Annotated in this window: 17 protein-coding genes; 14 read left to right on the top strand and 3 right to left on the bottom strand. The window is 71.5% G+C overall.

Going from position 1 to position 18,183, the window contains the following annotated elements; translation table 11 throughout:
- Positions 1 to 28 precede the first annotated feature (28 nt).
- Entirely contained in the window at positions 29 to 1,426 is a 1,398-nt protein-coding gene (locus tag BS80_RS10415) for a lipase maturation factor family protein (RefSeq protein ID WP_035795799.1), read from the bottom strand.
- 25 nt (positions 1,427 to 1,451) lie between these two features.
- On the bottom strand, positions 1,452 to 2,270 hold the full coding sequence (locus BS80_RS10410) for an SAM-dependent methyltransferase (protein WP_035795796.1): 819 nt from the start codon (positions 2,268 to 2,270) through the stop codon (positions 1,452 to 1,454).
- 178 nt (positions 2,271 to 2,448) lie between these two features.
- On the opposite strand from BS80_RS10410, the gene BS80_RS10405 reads away from it, so the two are divergent.
- The 5 genes from BS80_RS10405 to BS80_RS10385 all read left to right on the top strand — a co-directional run bounded on the left by BS80_RS10405 (position 2,449) and on the right by BS80_RS10385 (position 6,184).
- Positions 2,449 to 2,973: a pyridoxamine 5'-phosphate oxidase family protein gene (locus BS80_RS10405; protein WP_035795793.1), complete on the top strand. Its 525-nt coding sequence runs from the start codon at positions 2,449 to 2,451 to the stop codon at positions 2,971 to 2,973.
- 69 nt (positions 2,974 to 3,042) lie between these two features.
- The gene (locus tag BS80_RS10400) at positions 3,043 to 4,149 is read left to right on the top strand and encodes a M24 family metallopeptidase (protein WP_035795790.1); all 1,107 of its coding nucleotides are present in this window, start codon (positions 3,043 to 3,045) and stop codon (positions 4,147 to 4,149) included.
- A 69-nt stretch (positions 4,150 to 4,218) separates the two neighbouring features.
- The gene (efp, locus tag BS80_RS10395) at positions 4,219 to 4,782 is read left to right on the top strand and encodes an elongation factor P (protein WP_035795787.1); all 564 of its coding nucleotides are present in this window, start codon (positions 4,219 to 4,221) and stop codon (positions 4,780 to 4,782) included.
- Positions 4,783 to 5,226 (top strand): transcription antitermination factor NusB, encoded by a 444-nt coding sequence (nusB, locus tag BS80_RS10390; protein ID WP_035795785.1) that lies wholly within the window; start codon positions 4,783 to 4,785, stop codon positions 5,224 to 5,226.
- 112 nt (positions 5,227 to 5,338) lie between these two features.
- Positions 5,339 to 6,184 carry an acyl-CoA thioesterase gene (locus BS80_RS10385; protein ID WP_035795782.1) on the top strand — a complete coding sequence of 282 codons (846 nt, stop codon included), beginning with the start codon at positions 5,339 to 5,341 and terminating at the stop codon, positions 6,182 to 6,184.
- Between the two features lie 131 nt (positions 6,185 to 6,315).
- Here BS80_RS10385 and bldD read toward each other — a convergent pair whose 3' ends face one another.
- Complete coding sequence (bldD, locus tag BS80_RS10380; protein ID WP_035795779.1) at positions 6,316 to 6,819, bottom strand: transcriptional regulator BldD; 504 nt, start codon at positions 6,817 to 6,819, stop codon at positions 6,316 to 6,318.
- A 327-nt stretch (positions 6,820 to 7,146) separates the two neighbouring features.
- Between bldD and pyrR the strand changes: the two genes are divergently transcribed.
- From pyrR to BS80_RS10335, 9 genes are all read left to right on the top strand, one after another.
- The gene (gene pyrR / locus BS80_RS10375) at positions 7,147 to 7,764 is read left to right on the top strand and encodes a bifunctional pyr operon transcriptional regulator/uracil phosphoribosyltransferase PyrR (protein ID WP_035795776.1); all 618 of its coding nucleotides are present in this window, start codon (positions 7,147 to 7,149) and stop codon (positions 7,762 to 7,764) included.
- Between the two features lie 20 nt (positions 7,765 to 7,784).
- A complete protein-coding gene (locus tag BS80_RS10370) occupies positions 7,785 to 8,759 on the top strand; it encodes an aspartate carbamoyltransferase catalytic subunit (RefSeq protein WP_035795774.1) in 975 nt (324 codons plus the stop codon).
- Positions 8,756 to 10,060 carry a dihydroorotase gene (locus tag BS80_RS10365; RefSeq protein ID WP_035795772.1) on the top strand — a complete coding sequence of 435 codons (1,305 nt, stop codon included), beginning with the start codon at positions 8,756 to 8,758 and terminating at the stop codon, positions 10,058 to 10,060. The genes BS80_RS10370 and BS80_RS10365 overlap by 4 nt, the downstream gene beginning before the upstream one ends.
- Entirely contained in the window at positions 10,057 to 10,611 is a 555-nt protein-coding gene (locus BS80_RS10360) for a PH-like domain-containing protein (protein WP_035795770.1), read from the top strand. Before BS80_RS10365 ends, BS80_RS10360 begins: the two co-directional genes overlap by 4 nt.
- Positions 10,608 to 11,789: a glutamine-hydrolyzing carbamoyl-phosphate synthase small subunit gene (gene carA / locus BS80_RS10355; protein WP_051966440.1), complete on the top strand. Its 1,182-nt coding sequence runs from the start codon at positions 10,608 to 10,610 to the stop codon at positions 11,787 to 11,789. Before BS80_RS10360 ends, carA begins: the two co-directional genes overlap by 4 nt.
- A gap of 3 nt (positions 11,790 to 11,792) precedes the next feature.
- The gene (gene carB, locus BS80_RS10350; RefSeq protein ID WP_035795766.1) at positions 11,793 to 15,101 is read left to right on the top strand and encodes a carbamoyl-phosphate synthase large subunit; all 3,309 of its coding nucleotides are present in this window, start codon (positions 11,793 to 11,795) and stop codon (positions 15,099 to 15,101) included.
- A 76-nt stretch (positions 15,102 to 15,177) separates the two neighbouring features.
- Entirely contained in the window at positions 15,178 to 16,272 is a 1,095-nt protein-coding gene (locus tag BS80_RS10345) for a quinone-dependent dihydroorotate dehydrogenase (RefSeq protein ID WP_035795764.1), read from the top strand.
- Between the two features lie 96 nt (positions 16,273 to 16,368).
- Positions 16,369 to 17,220: a dihydroorotate dehydrogenase electron transfer subunit gene (locus BS80_RS10340; RefSeq protein ID WP_035795761.1), complete on the top strand. Its 852-nt coding sequence runs from the start codon at positions 16,369 to 16,371 to the stop codon at positions 17,218 to 17,220.
- The gene (locus BS80_RS10335; protein WP_035795758.1) at positions 17,220 to 18,173 is read left to right on the top strand and encodes a dihydroorotate dehydrogenase; all 954 of its coding nucleotides are present in this window, start codon (positions 17,220 to 17,222) and stop codon (positions 18,171 to 18,173) included. The genes BS80_RS10340 and BS80_RS10335 overlap by 1 nt, the downstream gene beginning before the upstream one ends.
- The last annotated feature ends 10 nt before the right edge of the window (positions 18,174 to 18,183 follow it).

Raw genomic sequence — 18,183 nt, 5'->3', positions numbered from 1 at the left:
CGGCCCTCGAACAGGCAACTCGTGCTGGTCACCTCCTGACCGGCGCGAGGTACTCGCGCACGCGGGTCCGGTGCCACCACGCGCCGCTGGCACGCCGTTCGCGGGCGGTGGTGAAGCGGTAGCGGTAGAGCACGGCCCGGACGAAGACCGGCGGGGCGTCCGGGAACGGGTTGCCGCGCAGCAGGCGCAGCGTGTCCGGGTCGTTCACCAGCAGCCGTTCGACGAACGGCCGCAACCACGGCCGCGCGTAGCTCGGGGAGATCCCGGCGAACCACATCATCCAGTCCAACCGCAGGTGGTACGGCGCGAATTGGCGCGGCAGCCGGCGCACGTCCCCGGGCTTCCCGTGGAACGCGTACTCCCGCCAGAGCGTCCCCGGGGTGATCCGCGGCTCGGCGGTGCCCTCCACCACCACCTCCAGCCGGACCCGGTTGATGCTGCCGAACGCGCCGTAGGTGTTCACCAGGTGCAGCTGGTTGAAGGAGCGGTTCATCGCCTGGTGGCGGGAGAGCAGATTGCGCACCGGCCAGTAACTCAGGCCCACCACCAGTGCGGTGGCGGCCAGCACCGCGCCCCGGAACCACAGCGGACCGGCTCCGGCGGTGCTCGCGGCGTGCGGCAGTTCGACCGCGGAGAAGGCCAGCGCGATAGTGAGCCAGTTGAGCCAGGCGAAGTTGCCGGAGGCGACCAGCCAGAGCTGGGTCAGGACCATCAGCGCGGCCGCCGTCCCGGCCACCGGCTGCGGCAGGAACAGGCAGACGGGCAGCAGCAGTTGGGCCAGGTGGTTGGCCGCCACCTCGACCCGGTGCAGCGGCTGCGGCAGGTGGTGGAAGTACCAGCTCAGCGGCCCGGGCATCGGCTGCGTCTCGTGGTGGTAGCGCAGGCAGGTGAGGTCGCGCCAGCACGGGTCGCCGCGCAGCTTGATCAGCCCGGCGCCGAACTCGACCCGGAAGAGCAGCCAGCGGAACAGCCAGAGCACGGGTGTGGGCGGCGCCACCGTCGCGTTGCCGAGGAAGACGGCCAGGAAGCCCGCCTCCAGCAGCAACGACTCCCAGCCGAAGCCGTACCAGACCTGCCCGACGTTGACGATCGACAGGTAGAGCACCCACAGCGCCGTCCAGAACAGCATGGACGCCCACAGCGGCACCGCATCCGCCGCCCCCGCCAGCACCGCCGCCGCGAGCGCGGCACCCGTCCAGGCGACGACGGCGAAGCCGAGGTCGCTGTAGCCGAACTGGAAGATGCTCGGCGCCCGCCGAAACGGCCTGCGCGCCAGGAAGCGCGGCACCGGCAGTATCCCGTGCACCCCGATCAGCGCCCGGAACTGCCGGGCCGCGGCCAGGAAGCCGACCAGATAGACGGCGGCCAGCAGCCGCAGCAGAACCAGTCTGCTCAGCCCGTACGCGGGGGCGGTGAACCAGTGCACGCGCCCCATCCCTACCAGAGCGCGGCTACGGCTTGCGTGCCACCGCGCCGTAGTAGTACGCCGAGGCGATGTCCACTCCCTCGGCCACCTCGCCCCAGCCCAGTACGGGGACGACGCCGGGGTCGACCAGGTCGAGCCCGTCCAGGAACCGGGCCACCTCGGCGCGCTCGCGTGGCGTCAGTGTGACGTGGGCGTGGGCGGCGGCGCGGACGGCGATGTCGACCTCCTCGGGGGCGAAGTCCGCGGTGGGGTGGGTCAGCGCCACGTAGCTGCCGGAGGGCAGCGCGTCGACCAGGGCGCGGACCATGGCCCACGGGTCCTCGGCGTCCTTGAAGAGCATCAGCACGGCGATCAACAGCAGGCCGACGGGCTGGTCCAGGTCGATGATCTTCGCCAGCGCCGGATGCCCGAGGATGTCCGCCGGCTCGCGCAGGTCGCCCAGGACGAACGACGTCCGCCCGGCCGGGTGGCTGGAGATCATCGCCCGCGCGTGGGCCAGCACGATCGGGTCGTTGTCGACGTACAGCACCCGGCACTCGGGGGCCAGCGTCTGCGCCACCTCGTAGGTGTTGCCCGCGGTCGGGATCCCGGTGCCGATGTCGAGGAACTGCCGGATCCCGCCCTCGACCACCAGGTGGGTGACGGCCTTGGCGAGGAAGTCCCGGTTGGCCCTGGCCATCGCGCGCATGTTCGGCACGGCGGCGATGATCTGCTCGGCCAGCTCCCGGTCGGCGGGGAAGTTGTCCTTGCCACCCAGCCAGTAGTCGTAGACCCGTGCGGAGTGGGCGACGGTGGTGTCGATCTCGGCGGGGGCCCAGTCGCTCGTTGCGTCGGTCCTGGTCATGGCGTTCCTCCACGGGGACGGACGGCCCACTGGCCGCGCGCCGCAGCCTATATGACTAACCGTCATTCTCTTCCCTCCTGATGTCGCTGAGGAGCGACTGCGCGCCTGAGTGGGAGGGTGGGAAGCGATCCGGCCGCGGCGCAGGGCGGCCGGCCCGGACTCTCGAAGGGGATGGACGATGACCGGCAGGGAACCCGTCGAGGCGACCAACCTCGACCGCTACGGCAACCCGGCGCTGGCGTGGAGCAGGGCTGACGAGGCGCTTCGCGTCTCCATGCCGAGCCCGGCCGTCACCTCCTTCCTCGGGACGGTCCGTCCGGACGGGCGCCCGTGCGCCGCGGGCATCGGGGCGGTGTGGCTCGACGGCGATCTGTACTTCACCAGCGGCCCCGACGCGCGCAAGGCGCGCAATCTGGCCGCGAATCCGGCGTGCACGTTCTCGGTGCGGCTGGAGGGCATCGACCTGGTGGCCGAGGGCGAGGCTGCGCGGGTCACCGACGGGGACACGCTGGCGAGGGTCTCGGCCGTCTACCGAGCGGCGGGGTGGCCCGCCGAGGTGGCGGGGGACGCCTTCACCGCGCCCTTCAACGCCCCCAGCGCGGGCCCGCCGCCGTGGCAGCTGTTCCGGATGCGGATCAGCACTCTCTTCGGCGTCGCCACGGTCGAGCCGCACGGCGCGACCCGATGGCGGTTCGCGCACTGAGACAGCCCGGCTCGGACCGCCCGGCTCGCAGAACAGGCGCCCGGGCGTGTCTCTTCGTAGGCTCGAACCATGTCCGATGCGCACGCCGCCCGCCGACAGCGGCTCCGAGAGCACTGCGGCGCGGCCGGAGCCGACGCGGCGCTGATCACGAGCGCGGCCAACGTCCGGTACCTGACGGGGTGTGCTCCGTGCGGCGCCGCCCTGCTGCTCACCCGCGAGCGGGCGCTGCTCGCGCTGCCCGCGGACCTGCCGCCGGACGACACCGGCGAGCACCCGTACGCCGACGACCTGGCCCATCTGGCCGCCGAGCCGGACGAGGACACCGCCGTGACCGCCACCGCGGCCGCGCTGACCCTGGGCGTCGGCCACCTGGTGGTCGAGGATCACGACCTGACCGTCAGCCGCCACCGGGCGCTTCGCGCGCTGGCGGTCGGCGTGCGCTTCTCCGACCTGGACCTCGCCGTCGAGCGGCAGCGGGTGATCAAGGACGAGTACGAGATCGGCGACCTGCGGATCGCCGCCGAGATCGCCGACCAGGCCCTCGGCGAGCTGCTGGAGTCGATCCTCGTCGGGCGCACCGAGCGGCACCTGGCGATGGAGCTGGAGCGCCGCATGATCGACCACGGCGCGGACCGGGCGGCCTTCCCGGTCTCGGTCGGCACCGGCAGCCACTCGGGCCGGGCCGGTCACCCGCCCACCGACCGGCGGGTCGAGGAGGGCGACTTCCTGACCGTCTCGCTCGGCGCCCAGTACCGCGGCTACGCCGTCTCCACCGCGCGCACCTTCGTGATCGGCGCGGCCCCGGCGGCCTGGCAGGTGGACCTGCACCGGCTGGTCTTCGAGGCCCAGCGGGCCGGTCGGGAGGCGCTGGGCCCGGGTGTTCCGGCCGCCGCCGCCGACCGTGCGGCCCGCGACATCCTGCAGGCGGCGGGCCATTTGGAGAGCCCGCCGAGGCCGCTGGGACACGGTGTCGGACTGGAGGTGAGGGAGGCGCCGCGTCTGGGACCGGCAGACATGGGTAAACTGGACAATCGCGTGCCGGTCACCGTCGGTCCAGGGGTCCATCTCCCGGGCAAGGGCGGCGTCCGGATCGAGGACACGCTCGTCGTACGCCCCCTTGAAGAGGGCGGGCCCGAGCTGCTCACCATCACCACCAAGGAGCTCCTCGCCCTGTAGTCCCACTCGCGTGGGGCCAGGCCGCATCCCTTGGTTCCTTGACAGCTAGATGCAGGAGTAAGTGCGCCCGTGGCTTCCACGAACGATCTCAAGAACGGCATGGTCCTCAAGCTCGACAACGACCAGCTCTGGTCCGTGGTCGAGTTCCAGCATGTGAAGCCGGGCAAGGGCCCCGCCTTCGTGCGCACCAAGCTCAAGCACGTGCTGAGCGGCAAGGTCGTCGACAAGACGTTCAACGCGGGTACCAAGGTCGAGACCGCCAATGTCGACAAGCGCGGCATGCAGTTCTCGTACAAGGACGGCGACAACTTCGTCTTCATGGACATGGACACCTACGACCAGCTCACCATTGAGCCGAGCGTCGTCGGCGATGCCGCCAAGTACCTGCTCGAGGGCTTCGAGGCCCTGGTCGCGGTCAACGAGGGCATTCCGCTGTACATCGAGCTGCCGGCCTCGGTCGAGCTGCTCGTCCAGGAGACCGAGCCGGGCCTGCAGGGCGACCGCTCCACCGGCGGCACCAAGCCCGCCACCCTGGAGACCGGCGCCGAGATCGCCGTCCCGCTCTTCATCGTCACCGGCGAGAAGATCAAGGTCGACACCCGCGACGGCAGCTACCTCGGCCGCGTGAAGTAAGTGTCTGCTGCACGCACCAAGGCCCGCACGCGCGCCTTCCAGATCCTCTTCGAGGCCGACCACCGGGACGTCGACCCGCTGTCGGTCCTCGCCGACTGGGTCGCCCGGGCACGGGACCCCAAGCCGGACGAGGGTGTTCCGCAGGTCGGCGAGTACACCATGCAGCTGGTCGAGGGTTACGTCCAGCACGCTCGGCGGATCGACGAGCTGATCTCCACCTACTCGGTGGGCTGGACCCTGGACCGGATGCCGATCGCGGACCGCAACGTCCTGCGGATCGGCGCCTACGAGCTGATCTGGGAGGACGGCGTCCCGGACGCCGTCGTCGTGGACGAGGCGGTGGAGATCGCCAAGGAGTACTCCACGAACGACTCCCCGGCTTTCGTGAACGGCCTGCTGGCCCGTTTCATGGAGCTCAAGCCCTCCATCCGGCGGGCTCAGTAGCAACGCTTTCCCTTCGATGGCCGTCGGACCTCCGGGTCCGGCGGCCATCGGGCGTTCACGGCCCTGGCGTATGTTGGCTACTGACCAGTAGCTTCCCGAAGGGCGTCCCACCATGACGACTGTGACCGCGACCGGCAGCAGCGAGTTCGACCAGGCCATCGCCCTGCATCCGGGCCCCGACGGCGTGCGCCGCGGCGAGCTCGGCGCCGGCTGGCGGATCGGCGGCGGCATCAACGGCGGGCTGCTGCTCGCGGTCGCCGCCAACGCGCTCTCCCAGGAGCTGCCCGAGCACCCCGACCCGGTCTCGATCAGCTGCTACTACCTCTCGGCCTCCCGCCCGGGCCCCGCGAGCGTGCGCACCGACGTCGTGCGCCGCGGCCGCTCGCTCTCCACCGGTACCGCCTCGCTCTACCAGGACGGCGAGGACGGCGCGCCGGTCGAGCGGCTGAGAGTACTCGCCAGCTTCGGCGACCTGGCGGACCAGGAGGGCGAGGTGCACACCTCCGCGACGCCGCCCGTGATGCCCCCGCCGGAGCAGTGCGTCGGGATGGAGCACGCGCCCCCGTCGCTGATCGAGCAGGCCGAGCTGCTGCAGCGCTTCGACATGCGACTCGACCCGGCCACCGTCGGCTGGGCGGTCGGGCAGCCCTCCAGGCAGGGCCGGATCCAGGGCTGGTTCCGGTTCGCCGACGGCCGGATGCCCGACCCGCTGGCGCTGCTGCTGGTGGCCGACGCGCTGCCGCCGGTCACCTTCGACCTCGGCCTGCCCGGCTGGGCGCCGACCATCGAGCTGACGGTCCACCTGCGGGCCCGTCCGGTCCCCGGCTGGCTGCGGGTCAGCCACGCCACGCGCAACGCGGCCGGCGGGTATTTCGAGGAGGACGCGGAGATCTGGGACGAGTCCGGCCGCCTGGTCGCGCAGTCCCGCCAGCTGGCCCGCGCGCCGCGGGCGAAATGATCTCACTCTCAGTTACATGTTCGTGACAACAGGGCGGCCGACCTCGGTCGACCGCCCTGTTGGTATGCGTACGGCGCGGCCCCCCGGGGCCGCGCCGTGACGTTTCTGCAGATGCCCGCTCGCGCGGACGGTCAGCCGGCGTCCTCGTCGCGCACCGCGCGACGGGCGTCGGGGTTGAGCACGCCCCAGCTGATCAGCTGTTCGGTGAGGATCGACGGCGACTGGTCGTAGATCACGGCCAGCGTGCGCAGGTCGTCCTGACGGATCGACAGCACCTTGCCGTTGTAGTCACCGCGCTGGGACTGGATGGTGGCGGCGTAGCGCTGGAGCGGGCCGGCCTTCTCTGACGGAACCTGGGTCAGTCTCTCCAGGTCCAGCACCAGGCGCGGCGGCGGCTCGGCCGCACCGCCCGGGGTGCCGCCCGGCAGGAGCTCCTGCACCGGCACGCCGTAGAACTCCGCCAGCTCGGCCAGGCGCTGCACGGTCACCGCACGGTCGCCGCGCTCGTAGGAGCCGACGACGACTGCCTTCCAGCGCCCCTGGGACTTCTCCTCGACGCCGTGCAGGGAGAGTCCCTGCTGAGTGCGGATCGCTCGGAGTTTTCCTCCGAGCTGCTTCGCGTAGTCGCTGGACATTGGTCTCCCCGGACGAGTTTGTTTCGCGTTCAATGGCGGTCACGGGGGAGTGAGGGGTGCCTCACAGCCCAGGCGTCCTACCGGTGGGTTCGACGTCTGTTCCGTAACTCACTGTGAGGTTACGTAGAGTAAGGTAGCTGCGTCAAGCCGAATGGGGCAGTCGTGCGAATGGTCCGCTGCCTCTGCGTGAACACGACATAGAGTGCGAGCAGGATCAGGGTGATCGCCCTGGTAGTGTGGATGAGGCTTCCGGCACGACTGGGCAGCCACCCCCAAGGCATCCTTTAAGGCCCGTCCCGTGAGGCGGGGAAGGAGGTCGGCTTCGGCATGACCGCATCACAGGACTCCACCCAGCCACGTCCGCCGCACCAGGTTCTGGACGGCGCGGACATCTCCCGGGTCATCACCCGGATCGCCCACGAGATCGTGGAGCGCGCGAAAGGCGCCGAGGATGTCGTCCTCCTCGGTATCCACACCCGCGGCGTCCACCTCAGCCGCCGGCTGCACGCCCGGTTGACGCAGATCACCGGCCGCGAGATCCCGCTCGGGACGCTCGACATCACGATGTACCGGGACGACCTGCGGCTGAAGCCCGCCCGGGCCCTGGAGCACACCGAGATCCCGTCCGGCGGCATCGACGGCAAGCTCGTCATCCTCGTCGACGACGTGCTCTTCTCCGGCCGCACCATCCGCGCCGCGCTCGACGCGCTCGGCGACATCGGTCGGCCGCGCGCCGTCCAGCTCGCCGTCCTGGTCGACCGCGGGCACCGCGAGCTGCCGATCCGCGCCGACTACGTGGGCAAGAACCTGCCCACCTCGCTGCGCGAGGCCGTCCAGGTCCGGCTCTCCGACTCCGACGGGCACGACGCCGTCCTGGTCGGCGACCGCGACTACGCCGCCCGCTCGTCCCAGGCGCTCGCCGCCGACCCGATCCCGGCCCCGTAACCCGGCAGGAGCTCCCCGAAATGCGCCACCTCGTCTCCGCCGCCGACCTCAGCCGCGACGACGCGCTGCTGCTCCTGGACACCGCCGAGGAGCTCGCCCAGCTCTCCGGCCGGGCCGTCAAGAAGCTCCCCACCCTGCGCGGCCGCACCGTCGTCAACCTGTTCTTCGAAGACTCCACCCGCACCAAGACCTCCTTCGAGGTCGCCGAGAAGCGGCTCTCCGCCGACGTCGTCAACTTCGCCGCCAAGGGCTCCTCGGTCTCCAAGGGCGAGAGCCTGAAGGACACCGCGCTGACCCTCCAGGCGATGGGCGCCGACGCCGTCGTCATCCGCCACCACGCCTCCGGCGCGCCGGCCCGCCTGGCCCAGTCCGACTGGCTGCACGGCAGCGTCATCAACGCCGGCGACGGCACCCACGAGCACCCCACCCAGGCCCTGCTGGACGCCTTCACGATGCGCCGCCACCTCAACCCGGGCCTGGGACACGACCTGGCCGGGCGCCGGGTCACCATCGTCGGCGACATCCTGCACAGCCGGGTGGCGCGCTCCAACGTCCTGCTGCTGAACACCCTGGGCGCCGAGGTCACCTTCGTGGCCCCGCCGACCCTGCTGCCGATCGGCATCGAGAACTGGCCCTGCGAGGTCAGCTACGACCTCGACAGCACGCTCGCCAAGACCGACGCGGTGATGATGCTGCGGGTCCAGCGCGAGCGGATGAACGCCGCGTTCTTCCCGACCGAGCGCGAGTACTCGCGCCGCTACGGCCTGAACGGCAACCGGATGGCCCGGCTGCCCGAGCACGCCATCGTGATGCACCCCGGCCCGATGGTCCGCGGCATGGAGATCACCGCCGAGGTGGCCGACTCCCCGCGCTGCACCGTGGTCGAGCAGGTCGCCAACGGCGTCTCGATCCGGATGGCCGTCCTGTACCTCCTGCTCGGCGGCGCCACGCTCGCCGACACCCCCCGCACCGAAAGCCCGGAGACCGTCGCATGAGCAGCTACCTGATCCGCAACGCCCAGATCCTCGGCGGCGCCGCGCAGGACATCTTCATCTCGGACGGCGTCATCCGGGAGATCGGCACCGACCTCACCGGCGAGGCCGACGTCGACATCGACGCGCACGGCCTGATCGCGCTGCCCGGCCTGGTCGACCTGCACACCCACCTGCGCGAGCCGGGCCGCGAGGACGCCGAGACCGTCCTGACCGGCACCCAGGCCGCCGCCAAGGGCGGCTTCACCGCCGTCCACGCGATGGCCAACACCTTCCCGGTGGCGGACACCGCCGGCGTGGTCGAGCAGGTCTGGCGCCTGGGCCAGGCGGCCGGCTACTGCGACGTGCAGCCGGTCGGCGCCGTCACGGTCGGCCTGGAGGGCAAGAAGCTCGCCGAACTCGGCGCGATGCACGACTCCGCCGCGGCCGTCCGGGTCTTCTCCGACGACGGCAAGTGCGTGGACGACGCGGTGATCATGCGCCGCGCGCTGGAGTACGTGAAGGCCTTCGACGGGGTCGTCGCCCAGCACGCCCAGGAGCCGCGGCTGACCGAGGGCGCCCAGATGAACGAGGGCCAGGTCTCCGGTGAGCTGGGCCTGGGCGGCTGGCCGGCCGTCGCCGAGGAGGCGATCATCGCCCGTGACGTGCTGCTGGCCGCGCACGTCGGTTCCCGGCTGCACGTCTGCCACGTCTCGACGGCCGGTTCGGTGGAGATCATCCGCTGGGCCAAGGCCAAGGGCTGGCCGGTGACCGCCGAGGTGACCCCGCACCACCTGCTGCTCACCGACGAGCTGGTCCGCTCCTACGACGCGGTCTACAAGGTCAACCCGCCGCTGCGCACCGCCGAGGACGTGCACGCGCTGCGGATGGCGCTGGCCGACGGCACCATCGACGCCGTCGCCACCGACCACGCCCCGCACCCGATGGAGGACAAGGAGTGCGAGTGGGCCGCCGCCGCGATGGGCATGGTCGGCCTGGAGACCGCGCTCTCGGTGGTCCAGCAGGCGATGGTCGAGACCGGCCTGCTGAACTGGGAGGGCGTTGCCGACCGGATGTCGCACCGCCCGGCCCGGATCGGACGGCTGGCCGGCCACGGGCGTCCCGTCTCGGTCGGTGAGCCGGCCAACCTGGTGCTTTTCGATCCCGGATACCGTGGCACGGTGATCCCCGAGAGCTTTGCCACCCGTAGCCGCAACACCCCCTACCGGGGCCTCGAACTGCCCGGCCGTGTGCACGCGACCTTCCTGCGCGGGGTGCCCACCGTGCTGGCCGGCGAGCTGGTCGAGCCGGGCGAGCTGGCATGAGGCCGGTCCTCCTGCTGGGCATGGAGCAGGCCAAGGTCCGCAACTGGCCGGACTACATCGGCTGGGCGGTGGGCCTGCTGATCGTGATCGGCATCGTCTACTGGCTGATGCGCCAGGGCTGGAACTGGCGCCGGCACCTGCAGTCCGACCTACCGGCCCTGCCCGCCGTGCCGAGCGACCCCGGCCCGGCCATTCTGGAGAGCAGCGGTCGCTACCACGGCAGCACCACCGCCGGGAACTGGCTCGACCGAGTGGTGGCCCACGGCCTGGGCACCCGGAGCCTGGCCCAGCTGACCCTCACCGAACGCGGCCTGCTGGCCGTCCGTCCGGGTGAGGACGACCTGTGGATCCCCGCCGAGCACCTGACCGGTGCGCGGACCGACTCCGGCATCGCCGGCAAGGTCGTCCCGGCCGGCCTGCTGGTCGTCACCTGGACGCACGAGGGCCGCGCGCTGGATTCGGGTTTCCGGCTCGACCACCCGGACGAGCACGCCCGCTGGGTCACCGAACTCGCAACACGTACGACGAAGACGGAAGGCGTAACACCATGACCGCACCTGCCCCCCTCACTACGAGGCAGCCGCGTGCTGCCCGCCGGGAGCGCGTGCCCGCCGTGCTCGTCCTGGAGGACGGCCGGACCTTCCGCGGCCAGGCCTACGGCGCGACCGGCGAGACCTTCGGCGAGGCGGTCTTCAACACCGGCATGTCCGGCTACCAGGAGACCCTCACCGACCCGTCCTACCACCGCCAGGTGGTGGTCATGACGGCCCCGCAGATCGGCAACACCGGCGTCAACGACGAGGACCCGGAGTCGCAGCGGATCTGGGTGGCCGGCTACGTGGTCCGCGACCCCGCCCGGGTCCCGTCCAACTGGCGCTCGCGGCGCTCGCTGGACGAGGAGCTGGCGAACCAGGGCGTCGTGGGCATCAGCGGCATCGACACCCGTGCGCTCACCCGCCACCTGCGCGAGCGCGGCGCGATGCGGGTCGGCATCTTCTCCGGCCCCTCGCTGGCCGAGGAGAGCGAGCTCCTCGTCCGGGTGCTCCAGGCGCCCGAGATGAAGGGCGCCGACCTCTGCGCCGAGGTCGCCACCACCGAGCCGTACATCGTGCCGGCGGTGGGGGAGAAGCGCTTCACCGTCGCCGCCGTGGACCTCGGCATCAAGGCGATGACCCCGCAGCGGATGGCCGAGCGCGGCATCGAGGTGCACGTGCTGCCCGCCAACTCCACGGTCGAGGACATCTACGCCGTCGCCCCCGACGGCGTGTTCTTCTCCAACGGCCCGGGTGACCCGGCCACCGCCGACCACCAGGTCGCCGTGATGCAGGAGGTGCTGACGCGCCGCACCCCGCTGTTCGGCATCTGCTTCGGCAACCAGATCCTCGGCCGCGCGCTGGGCTTCGGCACCTACAAGCTCAAGTACGGCCACCGCGGCATCAACCAGCCGGTGCAGGACCGCTCCACCGGCAAGGTCGAGGTCACCGCGCACAACCACGGCTTCGCCGTCGAGGCGCCGCTGGACAAGGTCAGCGACACGCCGTACGGCCGGGCCGAGGTCTCCCACGTCTGCCTCAACGACAACGTCGTCGAGGGCCTGCAGTGCCTGGACGTTCCCGCCTTCAGCGTGCAGTACCACCCCGAGGCGGCAGCCGGTCCGCACGACGCGGCCTACCTCTTCGACCGTTTTGTCGACCTCATGACGGCGTCGCACGCCAACGCAGGGAGCTGACCCGTGCCCAAGCGCACCGATATCAAGTCCGTCCTGGTCATCGGCTCCGGTCCGATCGTGATCGGCCAGGCCGCGGAGTTCGACTACTCCGGTACCCAGGCCTGCCGCGTGCTGCGGGCCGAGGGCCTGCGGGTGATCCTGGTGAACTCCAACCCCGCGACGATCATGACCGACCCGGAGATCGCCGACGCCACGTACGTCGAGCCGATCACCCCCGACTTCGTCGAGAAGATCATCGCCAAGGAGCGCCCCGACGTGCTCCTGCCGACCCTCGGCGGGCAGACCGCGCTCAACACCGCGATCTCGCTGCACGAGAACGGCACGCTGGCCAAGTACGGCGTCGAGCTGATCGGCGCCAACGTCGAGGCGATCCACAAGGGCGAGGACCGCCAGCTCTTCAAGGGCGTGGTCGAGGCGGTGCACGCCAAGATCGGCCACGGCGAGTCCGCCCGCTCGGTGATCTGCCACACCATGGACGAGATCATGGCGGGCGTCGACACCCTCGGCGGCTACCCGGTCGTGGTCCGGCCCTCCTTCACGATGGGCGGCGCCGGCTCCGGCTTCGCGCACGACGAGGAGGACCTGCGCCGGATCGCCGGCCAGGGCCTGGCGCTGTCGCCGACCACCGAGGTGCTCCTGGAGGAGTCCATCCTCGGCTGGAAGGAGTACGAGCTGGAGCTCATGCGCGACCGCAACGACAACGTCGTGGTGGTCTGCTCCATCGAGAACTTCGACCCGATGGGCGTGCACACCGGCGACTCGATCACGGTCGCGCCGGCGATGACGCTGACCGACCGCGAGTACCAGACGCTGCGCGACATCGGCATCGCGATCATCCGCGAGGTCGGCGTCGACACCGGCGGCTGCAACATCCAGTTCGCGATCAACCCGGACGACGGCCGGATCATCGTGATCGAGATGAACCCCCGGGTCTCCCGCTCCTCCGCGCTGGCCTCCAAGGCGACCGGCTTCCCGATCGCCAAGATCGCCGCCAAGCTGGCCGTCGGCTACACGCTGGACGAGATCCCCAACGACATCACCGAGAAGACCCCGGCCTCCTTCGAGCCGGCCCTCGACTACGTCGTGGTGAAGGTCCCGCGCTTCGCCTTCGAGAAGTTCCCCTCCGCCGACGCGTCGCTGACCACCACCATGAAGTCGGTGGGCGAGGCCATGGCGATGGGCCGCAACTTCCCCGAGGCGCTCAACAAGGCGCTGCGCTCGCTGGAGAAGAAGGGCTCGCAGTTCTCCTGGAGTGGCGAGATCGGCGACAAGGACGCGCTGCTGGCCAAGGCCCAGGTGCCCACCGACGGCCGGATCAACACGGTCATGGAGGCCATCCGGGCCGGCGCCACCCAGCAGGAGGTCTTCGACTCCACGAAGATCGACCCCTGGTTCGTCGACCAGCTCTTCCTGCTGGACGAGATCGCCGCCGAGCTGGCCGAGGCCGACAAGCTCGACCCCGAGCTGCTGCGGCACGCCAAGCGGCACGGCTTCTCCGACCAGCAGATCGGCGAGATCCGCGGCCTGAAGCCGGACGTGGTCCGCGAGGTGCGGCACGCGCTCGGCATCCGCCCGGTCTTCAAGACGGTCGACACCTGCGCCGCCGAGTTCGCCGCCAAGACCCCGTACTTCTACTCGTCCTACGACGAGGAGAGCGAGGTCGCGCCGCGCACCAAGCCCGCCGTGATCATCCTGGGCTCGGGTCCGAACCGGATCGGCCAGGGCATCGAGTTCGACTACTCCTGCGTGCACGCCTCCTTCGCGCTGGCCGACGCCGGGTACGAGACCGTGATGGTCAACTGCAACCCGGAGACCGTCTCCACCGACTACGACACCTCCGACCGGCTCTACTTCGAGCCGCTCACGCTGGAGGACGTGCTGGAGATCGTGCACGCCGAGCAGCAGGCCGGACCGCTGGCCGGCGTGATCGTCCAGCTCGGCGGCCAGACCCCGCTGGGCCTGGCGCAGGCGCTCAAGGACAACGGCGTGCCGATCGTCGGCACCCAGCCCGAGGCCATCGACCTGGCCGAGGAGCGCGGCGCGTTCGGCCGGGTGCTGCGCGACGCGGGCCTGCCGGCCCCCAAGCACGGCACCGCCTTCTCCTTCGAGGAGGCCAAGGCGATCGCCGACGAGATCGGCTACCCGGTGCTCGCCCGCCCGTCCTACGTGCTGGGCGGCCGCGGCATGGAGATCGTCTACGACGAGCCCTCGCTCGCCTCCTACCTGGAGCGGCACGCCGGCCTGATCTCCGAGCACCCGGTGCTCATCGACCGCTTCCTGGACGACGCGGTGGAGATCGACGTCGACGCACTCTACGACGGCACCGAGCTCTACCTCGGCGGCGTCATGGAGCACATCGAGGAGGCCGGTATCCACTCCGGCGACTCGGCCTGCGCGCTGCCGCCGATCACGCTGGGCGGCTACGACATCAAGCGCCTGCGCACCTCCACCGAGGCGATCGCGCGCGGCGTCGGTGTGCGCGGTCTGATCAACATCCAGTTCGCGCTCTCCGGGGACATCCTGTACGTCCTGGAGGCCAACCCGCGCGCCTCGCGGACCGTGCCGTTCACCTCCAAGGCGACGGCTGTCCCGCTGGCCAAGGCCGCCGCCCGGATCTCGCTCGGCGCCACCATCGCCGACCTGCGCGCGGAGGGCCTGCTGCCCGCCGAGGGCGACGGCGGCACGCTGCCGGCGAACTGCCCGATCTCCGTCAAGGAGGCCGTGATGCCGTGGAGCCGCTTCCGCGACATCCACGGGCGCGGCGTCGACACCGTGCTCGGCCCGGAGATGCGCTCCACCGGCGAGGTCATGGGCATCGACACGGTCTTCGGCACCGCGTACGCCAAGGCCCAGTCCGGCGCGTACGGCGCGCTGCCGACCAAGGGCAAGGTGTTCGTCTCGGTGGCCAACCGCGACAAGCGCAACCTGGTCTTCCCGGCCCGCGCGCTGGTCGAGCTCGGCTTCGAGGTCCTCGCCACCTCCGGCACCGCCGAGGTGCTGCAGCGCGGCGGCATCCCGTCCACCGTGGTGCGCAAGCACAGCGAGGGTGAGGGTCCCAACGGCGAGCGGACCATCGTGCAGCTGATCCACGACGGCGAGGTCGACCTGATCATCAACACCCCGTACGGCACCGGCGGCCGGCTCGACGGCTACGAGATCCGCACCGCGGCGGTCTCGCGCGGCGTGCCGTGCCTGACCACCGTCCAGGCGATGGGTGCGGCCGTCCAGGGCATCGACGCGCTGACCCGGGGCGATGTCGGTGTGATGTCGCTGCAGGAGCACGCGGCGCTGATCAACTCCGCGCGCAAGTAGCTCCATCATCAGTGGGGGGCACCGAAGGTTCCGGTGCCTCCCACTGTCATGTGTCATGCGAGGAAGGCCTCCCAGCTTGTACAAGATCCTGTTCAACCTCGTGTTCCGGAAGATGGACCCGGAGAAGGCCCACCACCTGGCCTTCTTCTGGATCCGGCTGGCCGCCTCGGTGCCCGGTCTGCGCCAGCTGGTGCGCCTGGTGCTGGCCCCGCAGGACCGGGCGCTGCGCACCACCGCGCTCGGGCTCGACCTGCCGGGCCCGTTCGGCCTGGGCGCCGGCTTCGACAAGAACGCGGTGGGCATCGACGGCCTGGCGATGCTCGGCTTCGACTACGTCGAGATCGGCACCGTCACCGGTGAGCCGCAGCCGGGCAACCCGCTGCCCCGGCTCTTCCGGCTGGTCGAGGACCGCGGCCTGATCAACCGGATGGGATTCAACAACCAGGGCTCGGCCCGGGTCGCCGCCCGGCTGGCCGCCCGCCCGCACACCAGCTCGACCCCGGTGATCGGCGTCAACATCGGCAAGACCAAGGTGGTCGAGGAGGCCGACGCGATCGCCGACTACGTCAAGAGCACCTTGCGGCTGGCGGCGCACGCCGACTACCTGGTGGTCAACGTCAGCTCGCCGAACACCCCCGGACTGCGCAACCTGCAGGCCGTCTCGCACCTCGGCCCGCTGCTCGCGGCCGTCCGCGAGGCCGCCGACCAGGCCACCGCGCACCACGTCCCGCTGCTGGTCAAGATCGCTCCCGACCTCGCCGACGAGGACGTCGACGCGGTCGCCGAGCTGGCCCTGGAGCTGCGCCTGGACGGCATCATCGCCACCAACACCACCATCGGCCGGGACGGCCTGCGCGCGCCGGCCGCGCAGATCGAGGCGATCGGGATGGGCGGGCTCTCCGGCGCTCCGCTCAAGGAGCGCTCGCTGGAGGTGCTCAAGCGCCTGCGCAAGCGCACCGAGGGCCGTCTCACGCTGGTCTCGGTCGGCGGCATCGAGACCGCCGACGACGCCTGGGAGCGGATCGTGGCCGGTGCCGACCTGGTGCAGGGCTACAGCGCCTTCATCTACGAGGGGCCGTTCTGGATGCGCCGGGTGCACAAGGGCCTGGGCGCCCGGCTGCGCGCCAGCGGCTTCCGGACGATCGCCGAGGCGGTCGGCAGCAAGGCCTGACGGTTCGTCACTCTCTGGGGGGATGTGACAGCCGGTGGGCGGATTTGGGAGAGTTCGAACGCCAACCGGGCTCAGGCCGTCGAAAGGTGTCCTCGCATGGCCAACCCCCTGCACCTGCGGGCCGAGGTGCTCACGAACGTCCCCGATGCCGCGTACCACCGCCTGCTGCTGCGCGCCCCCGGGGTGCCGGAGCGGGCCCGTCCGGGCCACTTCGCCACTCTGGCGGTGGGCGGCCCGGACTCCTCGATGCTGCTGCGTCGGGCCTTCTCGATCCACCGCGCCGATCCCGAGGCCGGGACGGTCGAGCTGGTGGTGGCCGCGCGCGGCCCCGGCAGCCGGCGGCTGGCCGAGGCCGCGCCGGGCGAGACGCTGGACCTGATCGCCCCGCTCGGCACGCCGTTCCCGCTGCCGGACGGCCCGGTGAGCGCCCTGCTGGTGGCCGACGGCCACCACAGCGCGGTGCTCTTCGACCTGGCCGCCGAGATCCAGCGGCGCGGCGGCCAGGTCGGCTTCATCCTCGGCGCGGCCGGCGCGGACCGGCTCTTCGGCGTCGAGCGGGCCCGGGAGCTCACCCGGGACGTCCTGGTGCTCACCGAGGACGGCTCGGCCGGGATGGCCGGCCAGGTCACCGGACCGCTGGCGCAGGCCGTCGGCGCCATCGAGGCGAGCGTCGTCTACGCGGGCGGGCCGGTCCCGATGCTCGCGGCGGTCGGCGCGATCGCGGCGGAGCTCGGCGTGCGCAGCCACGTCGCGGTCGAGGCGGCGATGGCCTGCGGGGTCGGGATCTGCATGACCTGCGTGCTGCCGGTGGTCGGCGAGGACGGCGTCAGCCGCTTCGTCCGGTCCTGCACCGACGGGCCGGTCTTCGACGGGTCCCGGGTCCGCTGGGCCGACATCGGCACCGTTCCCCCCGACCTCGAAGGTGCCGCCGCGATGGGAGTCAGCTGATGCAGCCGCAGGACGTCGACCTCCGTGCCCCGCTCGGTTCCACGGTGCTGCCCAACCCGCTGAGCACGGCGGCCGGCTGCGCCGGGTACGGGCGGGAGCTGGCGCGCTTCGTGCCGTTGGACGCGCTGGGCACCGTGACCACCAAGACGATCATGCCGCAGCCGCGCTCGGGCCGGGCCACCCCGCGGCTGGCCGAGACGCCGTCCGGGATGCTCAACTCGATCGGGATGCCGGGCGCGGGCATCGACGCCTTCGTCCGCCAGGAGCTGCCCTGGCTGGCCGAGCGCGGCGCCCGGGTGCTGGTCTCGATCGCGGGGGAGCGGCTGGAGGAGTTCGCGGCCCTCGTCGAGCGGCTCAACGGGCAGCCGGGGGTGGCCGGCATCGAGCTGAACATCTCCTGCCCGAACACCGCCGACCGCGGCCTGTTCTTCGCCAGCAACCCGGCCACCTCGTACGACGTGGTCCGCGCGGTCCGCAAGGTCACCGACCCCGAGCTGCCGGTCTACGCCAAGCTCTCGCCCGACGTCACCTCGATCACCGAGATCGCCGCGGCCTGCGTGCAGGCCGGGGCGGACGGCCTGTCGATGGTCAACACCGCGCTCGGGATGGCCGTGGACCTGGACACCCTGCGCCCCGCGCTGGCCGACGGCACCGGCGGGCTCTCCGGCCCGGCGCTGCGCCCGATCGCGGTGCGCTGCGTCTACCAGGTGCACGCCGCGATGCTCGCCGAGCGGATCCCGATGGTGCCGATCCTCGGCATGGGCGGCATCCGCAGTGGGCGGGACGCGCTGGAGTTCACCCTGGCCGGGGCCTCCGGGGTGGCCGTCGGCACCGCGCTCTTCAACGACCCCGGCGCCCCGCTGCGGATCCTGGACGAGCTGCGCGCCGAACTGGCTGCCCGGGGCTTCGCCAAGTACACCGACGCGGTGGGACTCGCCCACCGCCCTCTCTAGAGTCTGGAAG

Origin of the sequence: Kitasatospora mediocidica KCTC 9733 (assembly GCF_000744225.1) — a bacterium.
GTDB lineage: Bacteria > Actinomycetota > Actinomycetes > Streptomycetales > Streptomycetaceae > Kitasatospora > Kitasatospora mediocidica.
The sequence above is the reverse complement of the archived record's forward strand: the minus strand, read 5'-3'. Positions and strand labels throughout refer to the sequence as shown.